Origin of the sequence: Denitromonas iodatirespirans (genome assembly GCF_018524365.1) — a bacterium.
Taxonomy (GTDB): Bacteria; Pseudomonadota; Gammaproteobacteria; order Burkholderiales; family Rhodocyclaceae; genus Nitrogeniibacter; species Nitrogeniibacter iodatirespirans.
In genome coordinates this window covers 71,594-88,111 of the sequence record NZ_JAEKFT010000021.1, presented here as the reverse complement: position 1 = coordinate 88,111, position 16,518 = coordinate 71,594, and the positions used below count along the sequence as shown (strand labels likewise).

The following is a 16,518-nucleotide window of genomic DNA, read 5'->3' as shown; positions in this document are numbered from 1 at the left end:
ATCCATCGATCAGCTCTTTCGGGATGGACGGCAGCGCCGCCGCAGTGCTCTTCTTGCTGGTCTTTCTTGGCATACATGCTCCTTGCTCACATGGTATGCCTCAAACACAAAATTTCTGACAGGCTCAACGTTCGTGGTAGGTGGCCGTCTAATCCTTCGCCGTTGCTCGCCCATTTGATAGGTCTGAGAGCCTTGTTGGCCATGAATTCCTGGCTGTACGGATTGAGTCACTTGGCGGCGCACCAGCGGCACCAGGCTTCCATCATCTCCCGACGTTTCTCCAGCATGTCGCCACGCCGATAGGCTGCTTCTACCTTGTTGTCGATGGTGTGGGCGAGGGCAATCTCAGCCATCTCATGCGGATAATCAGTTCGCTCTGCGACCCTGTCACGGAACGACGATCTGAATCCGTGCTGCGTTGCGAGTTTGCCCGACCTGGCGTCAATCCACTCGCTGGATGGGGGCAGGCGCTTGATAATCGCGCTCAGTGTCATGTCTGACAGCGGGCGACCGGATCGCTCGCCGGGAAAGACCAGTTCGTCGGCAACTCCCTTGGGAAGTTCGTTCAGCAACTCGAGCGCGCGACTGGATAGCGGGACGCGATGGGTCCGTGCGCCTTTCATTCGTTCAGCCGGGATCGTCCAGACACCAGATGCCCAGTCTACTTCTCTCCACCGCATGCCTCGAACCTCCCCGGAGCGAGATCCGGTCAGAATGGTGAATTCCAGCGTGCGGGCGCCTTGTCCTCTTTTTTTGCACGCAGTGCGCGCATGAAGGCGGACATCTTGCTGTAGGGAAGTGCGGCGTGGTGGACCGCGGGCGCGATCTTTCCCTTGTTTGGGAAGCAACGCGTCGAGATGTCCTCGCCAGATTGCGGGATTTTCGCCGGATCGCAGCTTCTTCGCCTTTGCAAATGAAAGCACCAACTCGATTCTTGAGCGCACACGCGCGGCCGTTTCCGTCTTTGTCTGCCAGATGGGCTTGAGAACGCTCAGGATGTGATCGGTCGTGATGGCGTCCGGCTGCAGGTTGCCCTATTTGGGGAAAGCGTAGGTTTCCAGCGTGTTACGCCATTGCTGTCCGTGTTTGGCGTTGCGCCAGGAAGGCTGGTGGGCTTCGATGTATTCGAGCGTGACGTCGCGAAAAGTCACCTTGACGGACGCCTTTGCGCGCGCCTCCGCCAACACTGCCTCGCGGCGGTGATCGATCGGATCGAGACCGCTTGCGATTTGTTTCCGCAGTAGTGCAACTTCAGCGCGGGCGTCGATCGCAGACGTTGCATTGAGAGAACCCAGGCCCATCGTCGTGCATCGATCTGATATCGGAAGATCCAGGATTTGGCGCCATTGGGCTGCACCCGGAGATACAGCCCATTGCCGTCAGCGAACATCCCCTGCTTTGCATTCTTGATCTCAAGAGCCGTCAATGCCATGTCTCGGTCTACCTCTCAGCCCACCATTCTGCCCACCACTTTGTGGGTGTATGTTGTCGAACGCTTCTGGACGCTACAAGACTGAAGAACGAGTGTGCCTTAAAAACTAGAATAAAAACATGGTGATACTGTTTGCGTTCTGGATGTCAGTGGACTCTGTTGGACTAATCAATGGCGGACGCCCTCTCCGCCAGACATTATGAAAAACGCGGCTCTTCGCCGCGTTTTTGCTTTTCGGCCCTCCACCCGGCCCTCCACCCGGCCCTCCACCCGGCCCTCCACCCGGCCCTCCACCCGGCCCTCCACCCGGCCCTCCACCCGGCCCTCCACCCGGCCCACCTTCCGCACAAAGCCGAATCTTCGATGTTCGTCGGTTCGCGGACGTCACATTACAAGCTCGCTTCCGCATGGGCGCATACGCGAGGCGGACCGTGACCGTCACGGGCGTCGGTCAGGCAATGAGAATGGCGCGAAAGTCGTTCACATTGGTCAGGGTGGGGCCCGTCACCACGGAATCTCCGAGGCGCTCGAAGAAGGTGTGGGCGTCGTTGCGCGCGAGGGCGTCCTGGGGTGGGGTCCCCGCGGCCCATGCGCGTTCGAGGGTGTCCGGCGCAATGATTGCGCCCGCGATCTCCTCGGCGCCGTCGACCCCGTCGGTATCGCCGGCCAGTGCGTGGATACCGGGCTGGCCGTTGAGGCCCAGTGCCAGTGCAAGCAAAAATTCGACATTCCGGCCGCCGCGTCCGTCGCCGCGCACGGTGACGGTGGTTTCCCCGCCGGAGAGCAGCACACAGGGCGTGCGGAAGGGTTGCTGGCGGTTGGCGACCTGGCGGGCGATGCCGGCCATCCAGGTGCCGGCGTCACGGGCTTCTCCTTCGAGGCTGTCGCCGAGAATATGCGCTTCAATGCCGGCCTCGCGGGCAATGGCGGCGGCCGCTTCCAGGGACTGCTGGGGTGTCGCGACGATGCGGGTCTCGGCGCGGGCCAGCCTTGGGTCGCCCGGCTTGATGCTTTCCCCGGCCTGGCTCTCCAGCACGGTCAATGCCGCCCGGGGCAGATCGATGGCGTACCGGAGGACGATGGCCAGGGCGTCGTTGCAGGTGGTCGGGTCGGCCACCGTCGGGCCCGAGGCGATGTTCATCGGGTCGTCGCCGGGCACGTCGGAGAGTTGCAGGGTGAGGACGCGGGCCGGATGGCAGGCGGCGGCGAGGCGCCCGCCCTTGATGGATGAAAGGTGACGGCGAATGCAGTTCATCTCGCTGATGGTGGCGCCCGACTTCAGCAGGGCAAGATTGATGGCTTGCTTGTCTTCGAGCGAGAGTCCTTCGATGGGGGCCGTCAGCAAGGCCGAGCCGCCGCCCGAGATGAGGCACAGCACCAGATCGTCCTCGGTCAGGTTCTTCACCCGTTCGAGCAGGCGGGCGGTGGCGGTCAGGCCCGCGGCATCCGGCACCGGGTGGGCGGCCTCGACGATCTCGATCCGTTCGCAGGGCACGGCGTAGCCGTAGCGGGTGACGACCAGGCCGTCGAGCGGTCCGGCCCAGTGATCCTCGACCGCGCGCGCCATGGCTGCCGACGCCTTGCCGGCACCGATCACCACCAGCCGCCCCTTGGGGGCAGCGGGGAGGTGGGGTGGGACGCAGCGGGCCGGCTGTGCGGCGGCGATCGCCGCATCGAACATGCGGCGCAGCAAGTCACGCGGGGCCGCTGCCATCAGTAGGTGCCCTCGACGAGATTGCGCGGCGTGCCGGCGACGAAGTGCTCGATGTTGTCCATCAACTGGTCGGCCAGCGTCTGCTGCGCTTCATCCGAAGCCCAGGCGACATGCGGCGTGAGGATCACGTTGGGGCGCGAGGCGATGCGCATCATGGGGCTGTCGGCGGCCGGCGGCTCGCCCAGTGTGACGTCGAAGCCGGCGCCGCTGATCAGGCCTTCGTCGAGTGCCTGCACCAGCGCCGCCTCGTCGACCAGGCCGCCGCGTGCGGTGTTCACGATCAGCGGCCGGCGCGCCATCGCGCGGAATTCGGGCAGCGCGATCATGTTCCGCGTGTCGGGCGTGAGCGGGCTGTGCAGGGTGATGATGTCGCTGGTGGCGAGCACCTCGTCCCACGGCGTGTAGAGCTGGCCGAAGCCGCTCTTTCCCTTGTGGGTCGCGAACAGCGGCACCATGCCGAAGGCGCGGGCCAGCGCGGCGACGCTCTGACCCAGCACGCCTTCGCCGATGATGCCAAGACGTGCGCCAGCGAGGTCGTGGATGGCGTGGTTGAAGAAGCAGAACTGCCCCGATTTTTGCCACTCGTCACGGATCACGTCCTCGCGGTAGGCGACGAGGTTGCGCCGCAGCGCAAGGATCAGCGCGAAGGTGTGCTCGGGGACGGTGTTGACCGCGTAGCCGCGGATGTTGGCCACGGCGATGCCTTGACGCTGGCACCAGGCCTTGTCGACGCAGTCGGTGCCGGTCGCGGCCACGGCGATTAGGCGCAGGTCCGGCAGTTGTTCGAGCATGTCGGCGGTCAGCGCCACCTTGTTGGTGATTGCGATCGATGCGCCGGCGAGGCGGGCGGCGACCTCGTCCGGACGCGTGTGCTCGTGGGTGATCAGCTCATGCGCAAAGGCGGGGCGGCGCAGGGTGATCTGCGGGGCGATGGTGGCGCGGTCGAGAAAGACGATCTTGTGCATGGTTGTACCTTTCGGGAATGAGGGGTCAGAGGTGGCGCTTGGCTTCGGCGGCGACGGCGGCCGGGGTGATGCCGAAATGCGCGTACAGCTGGTCGGCCGGGCCGGAGGCACCAAAGCCGGTCATGCCGACGAAGCCGCCGCGGCTGCCCAGGTACTGGTCCCAGCCGAAGCGCATGGCCGCTTCGACGCCGACGCGCACGGTGTCTGCGCCGAGCACGGCGTGGCGGTAGTCGGCGTCCTGCGCATCGAAGAGCGCCCAGCAGGGCATCGACACCACGGCGGTGGGGATGCCGTCGGCCCGCAGCAGGTCGCGGGCGGCCAGCGCGATGGCGACCTCAGAGCCGGTCGCCAGCAGCGTGACGGCACGCGCGCCGCCGTCGGCATCGGCCAGCACATAGGCGCCACGGCGCGACAGGTTGTCGTCGCTGTGGTGGCTGCGTACCGTGGGCAGTGCTTGGCGCGCGAAGATCAGGCTCGCCGGGGTGTGCCGCTGTTCGAGGGCAACCTCCCAGCATTCGGCGGCTTCCACCGCATCGGCCGGGCGCATCACCAGCATGTTGGGCATGGCGCGCAGCGCGGCGAGGATTTCCACCGGCTGGTGCGTCGGGCCGTTCTTGCCGACGCCGATGGAGTCGTGGCTGAACACGAATTTGACCGGCAGGCCCATCAGCGCCGCCATGCGCATGGCTGGGCGCTCGTAGTCGGAGAAGGCCAGGTAGGTCACCGCCAGCGGGATGGCGCCGCCGTGCGCGGCAATGCCGGTGGCCATCGCGCCCATGACGTGCTCGCGCACGCCGCAATGCACATAGGCGCCGGCGCGGTCCTCGGCGGTGAAGGCGGCGAGGCTGCGCTTGTGCGAGGTGGGCGCTTCCAGATCGGCACAACCGACGATGCGCTCGGGCAGGACATCGACCAGCAGGTCGTTGATCTCGGCCGAGGCGAAGATGCCGGGCTTGGGCTTGGGCTCGGTGTCGGCGGCGGCGCGCTGCTTGTAGGCCAGCAGCACCTCGCGCCATCCGGCGGGCAGTTCGCCGGCCTGCACGCGCTCGAACTCGGCGCGGTCGGCGGCGCTCAGCGCGGCGAGGCGCGCGCGCCACGCGGCGTGCTCGGCCTTGCTGCGCCGGCCGGCAGCGCGCCAGGTGGCGAGGAGGTCGGCGGGGATCTCGAAGGGTGCATGAGTCCAGCCGAGCAGTTCGCGCGCGGCGGCGGCATCTTCCGGGTAGAGGCGGGCGCTGTGCCCGCCACGCTGGCCCTGCACGCGCGGGATGCCGCGGCCGATGGTGGTGCGGCAGGCGAGCAGGGAGGGGCGCGGGTCTTGTTTGGCGAGGGTTATCGCGGCCGACACCGCGTCGACGTCGCGGCCGTCGAGTTCGATCACCTGCCAGTCGGCGGCACGGAAACGGGCGGCCACGTCTTCGCTGATCGACAGCGCGGTGGCGCCGTCGTCGGTGATCTTGTTGTCGTCCCAGAATAGGATGAGTTTGCCCAGGCGCAGGTGGCCGGCGAGCGAGATCATTTCCTGGCCGACGCCCTCCTGCAGGCAGCCGTCGCCGACGAAGGCGTAGGTGTGGTGGTCGACCAATTCCGTGCCGAAGCGGGCGCTCAGATAGGCCTCGGCCACCGCCATGCCGAAGGCGTTGGCAATGCCCTGGCCGAGCGGGCCGGTGGTGACCTCGATGCCGCAGGCCGGGTCGATCTCGGGGTGGCCGGCGCAGTGCGAGCCCAGTTCGCGGAAGGTCTTGACCTGGTCGAGGCTGATCTTTTCGTAGCCGGTCAGGTAGAGCAGCGAGTACAACAGCATCGAGCCGTGACCGTTGGAGAGCACGAAGCGGTCGCGGTCGGGCCAGGTGGGGTTGGCCGCATCGAACTTCAGATGCCGGGCGAACAGGGCGGTGGCGATTTCGGCCATGCCCAGGGGTACGCCCTGGTGGCCTTCGCCGGCGTGGACGATGGTGTCCAGGGAGAGAAAGCGGATGGCGTTGGCCATCGCGTCGGAAGTGGCGTTTTGCATGGGCGTAGGCCTCCTGGGGCCGGCGCCATGAGCTGGCGGGCCGTGGTGTCGTGGGAATGACGATGGGGGGTGGCCGGGCGCGTCAGCCGGGGCGTGGCGGGATCATGACGAGAGCCGGATCGCCAGGGCGAGCGAGATGGACAGCAGCGCTGCCAGGTTGCCGGCAATCACGATCGCGGCCACCTTCTCCGGCTCCTGGCCGTAGCGCTCGGCGAACATGTAGTTGAGCACCGCCGGCGGCAGCGCCCCGAAGAGCAGCAGCACGTCCGTCTCCGCCGACGACAGGCTGAAGAGCCAGCAGAACAGCGCCGCCAGCAGCATGCCAGTGGCCGGCGTGGTAACCGCGCCCACCAGGCCGATGCGCCACTCGGCGAAGGGGGCGGTATTGAGCCGTACCCCCAGGGCGAAGAGCATCAGCCCGGCGGACACATCGCCCATTACCTTGAAGGCGGCCAGCACCGGCGGCCACAGGGTGGCGCTGGTGGCGCTGACAAATATGCCTGCTGCGCCGGCAATGAACACCGGCTCGCGCAGCACCCGCCACAGCTTGAGGCTGTTGCCCAGCCACAGGCTGGAGATGGTGAAGTGCAGCACGTTCTCGATCAGGAACAGGATCACCGCCGCCGGCAGCGCCTTGTGTCCGAAGGCCAGCAGTAGCAGCGGCAGGCCCATGTTGCCGGCGTTCTTGAACATCAGCGGCGGCAGCAGGGTGCGCGGCGAATAGCCGAGCGCGCGTGCGACGGGCAGGCCCAGCAGCCCCGAGCCGAGCACGATGATCGTGCCGCCGATGGCCACCATCTTCACGTCGGCGAAGGAGAAGGACTGGCTGGCCAGCGCCGAGAAGATCAGCGCCGGCACAAAGATGTCCATGTTCTCCTGGTTGGTGGCGAGCATGTCCGGCCGATGGCGCCATCCGTAGATGAAGCCCACCACGATCACGGCGAAGACCGGGAGGACGATGCTGGTGATTTCCAGGAACATGGCGGTCGGGGTCGGCGCGGCGCGCAGACCGGGCGGTGTCTGCGCGGGTGGCCATCATCGTGTGCCGTTGAGGGCGCGGTAGCTGCGGATCACCTGGCTGTCGTCGGCGCGGCCTTCGCCGCGGCCCGAGGTGGCCAGGAACAGCTGGTGGGCGACGGCTGCGATCGGAAGGGCGGCCTGGGCTTCGCGGCCGGCCTCGAGCACGATGCCCAGGTCCTTGACGAAGATGTCCACCGCGCTGCTGACCTCGGGGTCGCGCAGCAACATGCGTGGCCCGCGATCCTTGAGCATCCAGCTGGCGGCGGACGAGCCGCCCATGATCTCGAGCAGGATGTCCAGATCGACACCTACCTTGGCGGCCAGGGCGAAGGCCTCTGCGACCACCGCGATGTGCACACCGCACAGCAGCTGGTTAACGGTCTTCACCGTGGCGCCCTGGCCGGCCCGTTCGCCGACATGGAAGAGGCGCTGGCCGAGGGCCTCGAACACCGGACGGATGCGCGCGTAGTCCTCGGCGGCCCCCGCGGCCATGATGGTGAGTGAGCCGGCGGTGGCGCCGGCCGTGCCGCCGGAGACCGGGGCGTCGATGAAGCGGCAGCCGGCCTCGGTCACCCGCTCGGCTATGCGCGCGACCGCGCCCGGCGGGCAGGTGGCCATCAGGCACACGATCGCGCCCGGCGACATCGCCGCCAGGGCGCCGGTGCCGAAGAGGACGGCTTCGGCCTGCGCGGCGTTCACCACCATCAGGAGCAGTGCGTCCGAGCCCCGGGCGCCCTCGGCGGCGCTGGCCGCGCGCGTGCCGCCGGCTGCTTCGAGCGCGGTCAGGGCGGTCTCGTTGAGGTCGATGCCGCGCACCTTGAACCCGGCGCGGAGAAGGTTGTGGGCCATCGGGAGCCCCATGGCGCCGAGGCCGGCGAAAGCGATGTCGTTCATGTGAGCGCTCATGTCAGTAGAGGATGGTGGCGGGTACGTAGGAGACCAGGCCAAGGACGATGAGCGCCACCAGGTAGAACGCCCACAGTTCCTTGGCGATGGCGCCGACGCGCTCCTGCGAGATTGCCGCGGCGATGAATAGCGTGGTGCCCACCGGTGGGGTGAACAGCCCGAGGCTGAGGTTCACCGCCATCATGATGCCCAGCTGGATCAGGTCGAGACCGATGGCGTTGCCGATGGCGACGAAGGTTGGGCCCAGCAGGAGAATGGCCGCGGGTAGATCGAGGAACATGCCGACCACGATCATGATGACGTTCATCATCAGGATGATCAGGATCGGCGACTCGAGCGTGGCCAGCGCCCAGTTGGCGACTGCGGTGGGCACCGACTCGACCGTGAGCACGAAACCGACCAGGTTGGATGCCGCAATCACCAGCATGACCACGCCGGTGGTGACCGAGGTGTGCACCAGGGCCTCGTAGAAGCGCGCCCAGGTCAGGTCGCGATACACGAATAGCCCCACCATCAGGCCGTAGAAGACCGCCAGCACGCTCACTTCGGTGGGCGTGGCAATGCCGGCGCGCAGCAGGACCACAATGAACGCGGGCATGGCCAGGGCCGGCAGGGCGGTGAGCGTGGCGCGCAGGATGTCGCGCAGGGTGACCGTCTGGGCCAGACGCTTGAATCCGCGCAGGCGTCCCGACAGGTAGCAGGTCAGCATGAAACCGCCGCACAGCAGCAGGCCGGGCACGACGCCCGCCAGGAAGAGCGAGGCTATCGATTCGTTGGACACCGCGGCGTACAGGATGAGGGGGATCGACGGCGGGATCAGGCCGGCGATGACCGAGGACGAGGCGGTCGCCGCCGCGGCGAAGGCGCCTGGATAGCCTTCGCGCTTCTGCCAGGGGATGAGCATCGAGCCGAGCGCCGAGGCTTCGGCCACGGCGGAGCCCGACACGCCGCCGAACACCGTGGAGCCGACCACCGTCACCTGGCCCAGTCCGCCGTGGAAACGGCCGACCAGCAAGGTGGCGAAGTTGATCAGCCGGCGGCCCAGTTCGCCGCCCATCATCAGGCTGCCCGAGAGCATGAAGAAGGGGATGGCCAGCAGCGGGAAGCTCTGCGTGGGCTGGAAGATCTTGACCACCGCGGCCACGCTCGGCATGCCGCCGACGGTGATGGCCGCGAGGCCGGAGCTGACGATCAGCGCGTAGCCGACCGGCAGGGCCAGCGCCAGCAGGGCGCCGAATACGAGGATCATCATCAGCGTCATAGGTCCTCCTCGATGTGATGGACGCGAACCGAGAGCGGATCGGCGGCCTGCAGCACGCGCACGAGGGTGGTCAGTGCGGTGAGGCCAAGACCGACGAAGCCGAAGATCATGGCGAGATAGGCCCACTGGGCCGTGATGCCGGTGACCGGGTAGGCCTCGCTGCCGGTGATCTCGATCACGTCCAGACCGACCCAGGCGAGGTAGAAGAAGGTGGCAGCGATGAGGATCTGGTGAGAGACCAGCAGGATCCGGTTGCCGCCCTTGCCAAGCATGCCGTTCAGGGCGGTCACGGCAATGTGCTGGCCGCGCTGCGCCGCCATGACGACCCCGCCCATGACGAGCCAGGGAAACAGGATGTTGGGCATCTCGGTTGGCCAGCCCATGCCCTGATTGGTGAGGTAGCGGACAATCACCTCGGCCATCAGCGAGACGAACATGACGGCCAGAGAGCCGATCGCGAGCACCGTGCTGATGCCCACGATCGTGTTGTCCACCCACCGCACCACCAGAGCTGCAGGGCCTGCGGGCGCTGCCGCCAGCGGCGTGTGGGTGGTGTCCATTACTTGGCCGCCTCGGTGACGATCAGCTTGACCATGTCCGGATACTTGGCCGCCCACTGGTCATAGACCGGCTTGGTCTTGGCGACGAACGGGGCCTGGTCGACCGTGTTGAACTGGACGCCGGCGTCGGCGAGCTTCTTGCGCAGGTCGGCGTCGGCCGCCAGCGACATGTCCCGGTTCAGCTTGCCCGCCTCGACCGCCGCTTCGCGGACCGCCTTCTGGTCGTCCTTCGAGAGGGTGCTGAAGATCATCTTGCTGGCCAGCAGCGGCGTGGACTCGTACTTGTGGCCGGTCAGGGAGATGTATTTCTGCACCTCGAAGAGCTTGGAGGAGTAGATGTTCATCAGCGGGTTCTCCTGGCCGTCGAACACGCCTTGCTGGAGGGCGATGTACAGCTCGGAGAAGGCCAGCGGGGCCGGGTTGGCGCCCAGGGACTTGAAGATGTCCAGGGTCATGGGATCGGGCGGGGTGCGCAGCTTGATACCGGCCAGGTCATCGGGCTTGGCGATCGGACGCGTGTTGTTGCTCACCTGACGGATGCCGTTGTCCCACAGGGCCAGCAGCACCAGGCCTTTCTTGTCGGCGTACTCGCCGAGCTTGTCGCCCACCGGGCCGTCGACCACCTTGTAGGCGTGCTCGAGGTCGCGGAAGAGGAAGGGCAGGCCGAGCAGGCCGAATTCCGGGACGACGCTGGAGGTCGTGCCCTGGGAGTTGGCGCTGAAGGCCAAGGTACCCAGGCGCAGGTTGGTGATCGACTCGGCATCGTCGCCGAACTGCGCGCTGCCACCCACTTCGACCTTGACGCGGCCGCCGGTCTTTTGCGCCACCAGCTCTGCAAACTTGAGCGAGGCTTCGGCCTTGGGGTTGCCCGGCGCCGCGTTGTGGGACATGCGCAGGACGGTCTGCGCCCAGGCCGAGGAGGTGCTCATTGCAACCGTCGCAGCGACGGCAATCATCAATTTTTTCATGGTCTGTCTCCGTTCTTTCCTTTGGGTGTCGGGCCCGTTGTTCAGGCGGGCCCTGTGCTGAACCGAAGCGATCGGGTGGAGACCCCGCGGAGGAGGGGCGGGGCCTCCGGCTGAACAGCGTCAGCCGTGAATCAACATGCCGCCATTGACGTCGACGGTGATGCCGGTGCAGTACTTGGACAGGTCGCTGGCGAGGAACACCACGCAGCCGGCCACGTCGTCAGGCTCGCCGATGCAACCCAGCGGGATCGAATCGAGGATGGCGGCGCGCTTGTCCTCGGGGATCTTGCCCTTATTGATGTCGGTGGCGATCAGCCCCGGGGTGATGCAATTGACGCGGATGTTGTCGGCGCCGAACTCGCGTGCCATGGCCTTGGCCAGGCCGAGCACGCCGGCCTTGGCGGCCGAGTAGTGCGGGCCGCCGAGAATGCCGCCGCCACGCTGGGCGGACACCGACGAGATGCACACGATCGCGCCCGATTTCTGCTCGCGCATGGCCGGGATGGCCGCCTGCGACATGTACAGCGTGCCGCGCAGATTCACGTCGAGCACCGCGTCGTAGTTGGCACCGGTGATGTCGAGCGTCTTGATCGGCTGGGTGATGCCGGCGTTGTTGAGCAGGATGTCGATGCGGCCCAAGTGCTTGAGCACCTGGCCGGCGGCGGCCACGCACGAGGCCTTGTCGGTTACGTCGGCCACCAGGCCGATGTGCTGCGGGCCCAGTTCGGCGGCGGCGGCGGTCGGGTCGGCCTGTTCGAGGTCGAGAATCGCGACGCGGGCGCCGTGGGCGGCCATCATCTTCGCGGAGGCGTAGCCCAGGCCGTTGCGGCCGGCGCCACCGGTGACGATGGCGACCTTGTCCTGGAGAAGCAGGGATTGAGTCATGGTGAGGTCCTTGGTTGGGGTCGGGGGTGTCAGGCCAGCCACGTCTTGATGGTCTTGGCCATGGCGTCGGTCGAGATGCCGTAGCGGTCGTGCAGGGTGGGCAGCGCGCCGGCGTCGAGGAAGGCGTCGGGCAGGGCGATCTGGCGGAACTGCGGGCTCACGCCGGCGGTCAGCAGCGCGGTGGCCACCGCTTCGCCCAGGCCCCCCACGGTGGTGTGGTTCTCGGCGACGACCACCAGCCGGCCCGAGCGGCTCGCTTCGGCGAGGATGGTGGCGGTGTCCAGCGGCTTGATGGTGGGCACATGCAGCACAGCCACGTCCACCTGGTCGGCGGCGAGCGCGCTGGCCACCTCGAGCGAGCGCATGGTCATGATGCCGGAGGCGATCAGCAGCACATCGTTGCCGCCGCGCAGCAGCTTGGCCTTGCCCAGCTCGAACTTGTAGTCGTACTCATCGAGCACCAGCGGTACGTTGCCGCGCAGCAGACGCATGTAGACCGGGCCGTTGTGGGCCGCGATGGCCGGCACGGCCTGCTCGATGTCGAGCGCGTCGCACGGGTCGATCACCGTCATGCCCGGAATGGCGCGCACCAGCGCCAGGTCTTCCGCGGCCTGGTGGCTCGGGCCGTAGCCGGTGGTCAGGCCCGGCAGCGCGCAGCACAGTTTGACATTGAGGTTCTCCTCGGCGATCACCTGATGCACGAAGTCGAAGGCGCGCCGGGTGCCGAACACCGCGTAGGTGGTGGCGAAGGGCATGAAGCCTTCCTTGGCCATGCCGCCGGCGGCGGCCATCAGCAGCTGCTCGGCCATGCCCATCTGGAAGAAGCGCTCGGGATAGGCCTGGCCGAACAGATGCAGATCGGTGTACTTGGCCAGGTCGGCGGTCAGCCCGACGATCTCGGGGCGTTGCTCGGCCAGCGTGACCAGGGCCTTGCCGAAGGGGGCGGCGATCGTGCGCTGCCCTTCGGAGGCGATCGAGGCGATCATCGCCGAGGTGGTCAGACGGGGTTTCTTGGCGGTGGCGGTGCTCATCGGGCGGCTCCCTGCGCTTGGTCGAGAATGTCGAGGGCCTGTTGCCACTCGGGCGGATCGACACGGATGAAATGGTTCTTCTCGCGCGCTTCGAGGAAGGGCACGCCCTTGCCCATGAGGGTGTCGAAGAGGATGACGCGGGGCTTGGCCTCGGCCAGCTGGCGCGCGGTATCGAAGGCGGCGATCACGGCGGGCAGGTCGTTGCCGTCCACCCGCTGCACATGCCAGCCGAAGGACGCCCACTTGTCGGCCAGCGGCTCGAAGCCCATCACCTTGCTGGAGGGGCCGTCGGCCTGCTGGTTGTTGATGTCCACCAGGCAGATCAGGTTGCCCAGGCCGTGGTGGGCGGCGCCCATGGCCGCTTCCCAGGTCGAGCCTTCGTCCAGCTCGCCGTCGGACATGGAGTTGTAGACAAAGGCCGGGTTGCCCTTGAGACGCAGGCCCAGCGCCATGCCCACGGCGATCGGCAGGCCCTGGCCCAGCGATCCGCCCGAGATTTCCATTCCCGGCGTGTAGGTCGCCATGCCGGACATGGGCAGGCGGCTGTCGTCGGAACCGTAGGACTCCAGTTCGTCTTCGGGGATGATGCCGGCCTCGATCAGGGCCGCATAGAAGGCGATCGCGTAGTGGCCGTGGGAGAGCAGGAAGCGGTCGCGCCCTTGCCATTCCGGGTCGTCCGGGCGGAAGCTCATGGCATGGCAGTAGGCCACCGCGAGTACATCGGCGTAGCCGAGGGCCTGGCCCACATAGCCCTGGCCCTGCACCTCGCCCATCTGCAGCGCGAAGCGGCGGATGCGGTAGGCGTGCTCGGCGAGCTTGGCCTGGAGGCCGGTGTCGCTGGGTGTGTTCATTCAGTTCTCCTTGTTCCGAAGCCGGTCGGCTGACGCCGGTGCGACGGCATGGCGCGTCTTTGACGGGGTGTTTTCCGCTTGCCGACACCTGCAGGACACGGGGTTTTTCGGGGGCGTCGGTCAATGGAAAACAGCTTACGGGCTTGATAAAAATCGCTCAAACGAATAAAAGCGGCAGATGAGTGAATTGAATTTATGAATGCGCTGCAATGCACAATCGCATCTCCCTGAAGGCCATACAGGCTTTTGAAGCCGCGGCGCGCTTCGAATCCTTCGCGCTTGCAGCAGACGATCTGTTCGTCACACCGTCCGCCATCAGCCATCAGGTGAAGCTGCTGGAGGAGCTGGTCGGGGTGCGTCTGTTCCATCGGGTGCACCGGGCGGTGGTGCTCACCGATGCCGGCCGCAAGTACGCCGAAGAGATCTCGGCGGCCTTCGCCCGCATCGAGGCGGCGACCCGCAATGTGGCGGGTGCGGAGAAGAGCGACATCCTCTCCATTCACTGCACACCGAGCTTCGCCACCCAATGGCTGATGCCGCGACTGGCGCGCTACAGCGCGCTGCAGCCGGACGTGGATGTGCGGCTCAACGCCTCGGTGTCACCGGTCGATCTGATGCAGGAAGAGTTCGATGTGGACATCCGCTACGGCATGCGCCAGTTGCAGCCCGCGGGCACCCTGGTGCTGCCGCTGCCGCCGGAGACCATCGTTCCGCTGTGTGCGCCGGGCCTCATCACCGAGGACCGGCCGCTCGCTTCCATGGAAGACCTGGGCCATCACATGCTGATCCACAGCGTGCGGTGCCTGGTCACCTGGCGGGACTGGATGCGCCAGCATCGCAAGGTGAAGCTCGACATCTCGCGCGGGCTGCGCTTCGACCGCTCCTTCATGTCCATCAGTGCGGCGGTGGACGGGCTCGGGGTGTGTCTGGACAGCCTGCTGCTCGTCGAACGCGAACTGGAGAGCGGGCGGCTCGTCGCGCCCTTCGGTCGCGAAGGCTTGCAGGTGCAGGCCTATACCTTCAACGTGCTCAAATCGAAGGTCGATCTGCCGAAGATCCGGAGCTTCCAGGATTGGCTGTTCAGGGAGCTCGCAGACGACGGCTCCTCCGCCGGGGGCCGGTAAGCCCGCCCGGGGATCGCAACACGCGGTAGGCGCCGGCCGCGCCCGAGCGCCTGAACGACCCGCAGACAGCACACCGGCCACCCCGGTCGGGCGGCCGTCAGAAAGACACGCCGCTGTCGCCGAGCGGCGCAGATGCGTCTCCCTCGCCGGATGCGTTCGCCGTGCCAAGCAAACCGGAGGGATGCGGGTCAGCGATCCGGCAGATCGTCCCGCGTGTCGACATCCCTGAGCACCCCGGCATCGTCCCAGTCGAACAGCGTCAGCGTCGCCGAACTCAGCAGCGCGCGCGCGCCCTGGTCGCCGTCGAGTGCCATCAGTTGCGCGCCCCAGGCCCGGCCGAAGCCGACCGGGTGGCCGCGCCGGCCGGCGTGGCGGGGGGCGGTGACGGTGGCGGGGGGGGTAAGGCGGGCGGCGACGGCGCGGATGGCGGCGGGGGGGAGCCAGGGCATGTCGGCCAGGGCGACGACCCAGCCGTCGGCCTCGGCGCTGGCGGCCATGGCGGCGGCCAGCGCGTGGCCCATGCCGGCCTCGGCGGTGGGCGCTTCGAGGACGCGGCAGCCGGCCTCACGCAGCCAGCGGGCGCGCTCCGGCTGGCCGGGGCGGATCACCGCGAGGCTACCGGGCAGGGCGTCGGCCAGTGCGCGGGCACTGTGCCACAGCACGGGGCGGCCGTCGGCGAGCGGGGCGAGGAGCTTGTCCTGCCCGCCGGTGGGGTCGAAGCGCCGGCCGTAGCCGGCGGCGAGCAGGATGCCTTGCGGGTTCATCCGCCGCTGCGACAGGCCGACAGGGTGTCGGCGGCCACCTCAAGCGCGGCCTTGGCCTCGGCCACCGGCAGCACGCGCTCGGGCGCGACGCCGTTCTTGACGGCCACCAGTTCAGCGGCGACAGACACGGCAATCTCGGCCGGCGTGCGGCTGCCGATGTAGAGCCCGGCCGGGCCGCGCAGGGCGGCGACCTGGGCTTCGTCGAGATCGAATTCGCGCAACCGCTCGCGGCGCACCGCGTTGTTGCGGCGCGAGCCGAGGGCGGCGACATAGAAGGCCGGTGTGCGCAGCGCCTCCATCAGCGCGAGGTCGTCGAGCTTGGGGTCGTGGGTCAGGGCGATGACGGCCATGCGGGCGTCGGGGCGCATGGCGATGACCAGGTCGTCGGGCATCTCGCGGCTGAGCGTGGTGCCGGGCACCGCCCATTCCTCGGACCACTCTTCGCGCGGGTCGCACACCGTGACGGCGAAATCGAGCGCCAGCGCCATGCGCGCGAGAATCGCCGAGAGCTGGCCGGCGCCGATCAGCAGCAACCGGTAGCGCGGCCCGAACACGCTCACCAGGGTGCGTCCGTCGAAGCTTGGGCCTTGTTCGGGGTGCGCGGCGGCGAGCTGCACGGCGCCGCTGGCCAGCGTCAGCCGGCGTTCGACGAGCTCGCCGGCGGCGAGCCGGGCAAGTAGCGCATCGAGCGGCGCGGGCCGGTCGAGCGGTTCGAGCACCAGTTCCATGGTGCCGCCGCAGGGCAGGCCGAAGCGGCGCGCCTCTTCGGCGCCGACGCCGTAGCTCACCACCTGCGGCTGCGCCGGCAGGCCCTCGGCGGCGAGGCGGCGGATGAGGTCGTCCTCGATGCAGCCGCCGGACACCGAGCCGACCGCGCGGCCGTCGTCGCGCAGGGCGAGCAGGGCGCCCGGTGGGCGCGGCGAGGAGCCCCAGGTGCGCACCACCGTGGCGAGCATCACCCGCCGGCCGTCGGCGAGCCAGTCGCGCGCGCGGGTGAGTACTTCCAGGTCGAGGCTGTCCATGGCG

At 67.8% G+C, this 16,518-nt stretch carries 14 protein-coding genes and 1 pseudogene; 1 reads left to right on the top strand and 14 read right to left on the bottom strand.

Annotation, left to right across the window (positions count from 1 at the left end):
- Positions 1 to 227: 227 nt before the first annotated feature.
- The 12 genes and pseudogenes from I8J34_RS25290 to I8J34_RS17030 form a co-directional block, all read right to left on the bottom strand.
- A pseudogene (locus tag I8J34_RS25290) lies at positions 228 to 1,366 on the bottom strand (tyrosine-type recombinase/integrase); the annotation flags it as partial.
- A gap of 517 nt (positions 1,367 to 1,883) precedes the next feature.
- Complete coding sequence (locus I8J34_RS17080) at positions 1,884 to 3,146, bottom strand: glycerate kinase type-2 family protein (RefSeq protein WP_214362846.1); 1,263 nt, start codon at positions 3,144 to 3,146, stop codon at positions 1,884 to 1,886.
- Positions 3,146 to 4,111: a D-2-hydroxyacid dehydrogenase gene (locus tag I8J34_RS17075; RefSeq protein WP_214362845.1), complete on the bottom strand. Its 966-nt coding sequence runs from the start codon at positions 4,109 to 4,111 to the stop codon at positions 3,146 to 3,148. Before I8J34_RS17075 ends, I8J34_RS17080 begins: the two co-directional genes overlap by 1 nt.
- 25 nt (positions 4,112 to 4,136) lie before the next feature.
- Positions 4,137 to 6,122 carry a transketolase gene (gene tkt / locus I8J34_RS17070; RefSeq protein ID WP_214362844.1) on the bottom strand — a complete coding sequence of 662 codons (1,986 nt, stop codon included), beginning with the start codon at positions 6,120 to 6,122 and terminating at the stop codon, positions 4,137 to 4,139.
- Between the two features lie 102 nt (positions 6,123 to 6,224).
- Entirely contained in the window at positions 6,225 to 7,103 is an 879-nt protein-coding gene (locus I8J34_RS17065; RefSeq protein WP_214362843.1) for an AEC family transporter, read from the bottom strand.
- 54 nt (positions 7,104 to 7,157) lie between these two features.
- Positions 7,158 to 8,036, bottom strand: a complete 879-nt coding sequence (locus tag I8J34_RS17060) for an NAD(P)-dependent oxidoreductase (protein ID WP_214362842.1) — start codon at positions 8,034 to 8,036, stop codon at positions 7,158 to 7,160.
- Between the two features lie 13 nt (positions 8,037 to 8,049).
- Positions 8,050 to 9,309, bottom strand: a complete 1,260-nt coding sequence (locus tag I8J34_RS17055; RefSeq protein ID WP_214362841.1) for a TRAP transporter large permease — start codon at positions 9,307 to 9,309, stop codon at positions 8,050 to 8,052.
- Positions 9,306 to 9,869 carry a TRAP transporter small permease gene (locus tag I8J34_RS17050; protein WP_214362840.1) on the bottom strand — a complete coding sequence of 188 codons (564 nt, stop codon included), beginning with the start codon at positions 9,867 to 9,869 and terminating at the stop codon, positions 9,306 to 9,308. The genes I8J34_RS17055 and I8J34_RS17050 overlap by 4 nt, the downstream gene beginning before the upstream one ends.
- The gene (locus I8J34_RS17045; protein ID WP_214362839.1) at positions 9,869 to 10,837 is read right to left on the bottom strand and encodes a TRAP transporter substrate-binding protein; all 969 of its coding nucleotides are present in this window, start codon (positions 10,835 to 10,837) and stop codon (positions 9,869 to 9,871) included. Before I8J34_RS17045 ends, I8J34_RS17050 begins: the two co-directional genes overlap by 1 nt.
- A gap of 120 nt (positions 10,838 to 10,957) precedes the next feature.
- The gene (locus I8J34_RS17040; RefSeq protein ID WP_214362838.1) at positions 10,958 to 11,722 is read right to left on the bottom strand and encodes an SDR family NAD(P)-dependent oxidoreductase; all 765 of its coding nucleotides are present in this window, start codon (positions 11,720 to 11,722) and stop codon (positions 10,958 to 10,960) included.
- Positions 11,723 to 11,751: 29 nt separating this feature from the next.
- Entirely contained in the window at positions 11,752 to 12,753 is a 1,002-nt protein-coding gene (locus I8J34_RS17035; protein ID WP_214362837.1) for a transketolase family protein, read from the bottom strand.
- Positions 12,750 to 13,604 carry a transketolase gene (locus I8J34_RS17030; RefSeq protein ID WP_214362836.1) on the bottom strand — a complete coding sequence of 285 codons (855 nt, stop codon included), beginning with the start codon at positions 13,602 to 13,604 and terminating at the stop codon, positions 12,750 to 12,752. Before I8J34_RS17030 ends, I8J34_RS17035 begins: the two co-directional genes overlap by 4 nt.
- A 209-nt stretch (positions 13,605 to 13,813) precedes the next feature.
- Between I8J34_RS17030 and gcvA the strand changes: the two genes are divergently transcribed.
- Positions 13,814 to 14,728 (top strand): transcriptional regulator GcvA, encoded by a 915-nt coding sequence (gene gcvA / locus I8J34_RS17025; RefSeq protein WP_214362835.1) that lies wholly within the window; start codon positions 13,814 to 13,816, stop codon positions 14,726 to 14,728.
- Positions 14,729 to 14,916: 188 nt separating this feature from the next.
- Here the strand turns inward: gcvA and I8J34_RS17020 are convergent, their stop codons facing one another.
- Positions 14,917 to 15,492, bottom strand: a complete 576-nt coding sequence (locus I8J34_RS17020; protein ID WP_214362834.1) for a nucleotidyltransferase family protein — start codon at positions 15,490 to 15,492, stop codon at positions 14,917 to 14,919.
- On the bottom strand, positions 15,489 to 16,514 hold the full coding sequence (locus I8J34_RS17015) for an XdhC family protein (RefSeq protein ID WP_214362833.1): 1,026 nt from the start codon (positions 16,512 to 16,514) through the stop codon (positions 15,489 to 15,491). The genes I8J34_RS17020 and I8J34_RS17015 overlap by 4 nt, the downstream gene beginning before the upstream one ends.
- Between the last annotated feature and the right edge of the window lie 4 nt (positions 16,515 to 16,518).

Excerpts from the sequence above, each read along its gene's own strand:
- I8J34_RS17080 (WP_214362846.1), bottom strand. The coding sequence starts at position 3,146 with ATGGCAGCGGCCCCGCGTGACTTGCTGCGCCGCATGTTCGATGCGGCG.
- I8J34_RS17075 (WP_214362845.1), bottom strand. The coding sequence starts at position 4,111 with ATGCACAAGATCGTCTTTCTCGACCGCGCCACCATCGCCCCGCAGATC.
- tkt (WP_214362844.1), bottom strand. The coding sequence starts at position 6,122 with ATGCAAAACGCCACTTCCGACGCGATGGCCAACGCCATCCGCTTTCTC.
- I8J34_RS17065 (WP_214362843.1), bottom strand. The coding sequence starts at position 7,103 with ATGTTCCTGGAAATCACCAGCATCGTCCTCCCGGTCTTCGCCGTGATC.
- I8J34_RS17060 (WP_214362842.1), bottom strand. The coding sequence starts at position 8,036 with ATGAACGACATCGCTTTCGCCGGCCTCGGCGCCATGGGGCTCCCGATG.
- I8J34_RS17055 (WP_214362841.1), bottom strand. The coding sequence starts at position 9,309 with ATGACGCTGATGATGATCCTCGTATTCGGCGCCCTGCTGGCGCTGGCC.
- I8J34_RS17050 (WP_214362840.1), bottom strand. The coding sequence starts at position 9,869 with ATGGACACCACCCACACGCCGCTGGCGGCAGCGCCCGCAGGCCCTGCA.
- I8J34_RS17045 (WP_214362839.1), bottom strand. The coding sequence starts at position 10,837 with ATGAAAAAATTGATGATTGCCGTCGCTGCGACGGTTGCAATGAGCACC.
- I8J34_RS17040 (WP_214362838.1), bottom strand. The coding sequence starts at position 11,722 with ATGACTCAATCCCTGCTTCTCCAGGACAAGGTCGCCATCGTCACCGGT.
- I8J34_RS17035 (WP_214362837.1), bottom strand. The coding sequence starts at position 12,753 with ATGAGCACCGCCACCGCCAAGAAACCCCGTCTGACCACCTCGGCGATG.
- I8J34_RS17030 (WP_214362836.1), bottom strand. The coding sequence starts at position 13,604 with ATGAACACACCCAGCGACACCGGCCTCCAGGCCAAGCTCGCCGAGCAC.
- gcvA (WP_214362835.1), top strand. The coding sequence starts at position 13,814 with ATGCACAATCGCATCTCCCTGAAGGCCATACAGGCTTTTGAAGCCGCG.
- I8J34_RS17020 (WP_214362834.1), bottom strand. The coding sequence starts at position 15,492 with ATGAACCCGCAAGGCATCCTGCTCGCCGCCGGCTACGGCCGGCGCTTC.
- I8J34_RS17015 (WP_214362833.1), bottom strand. The coding sequence starts at position 16,514 with ATGGACAGCCTCGACCTGGAAGTACTCACCCGCGCGCGCGACTGGCTC.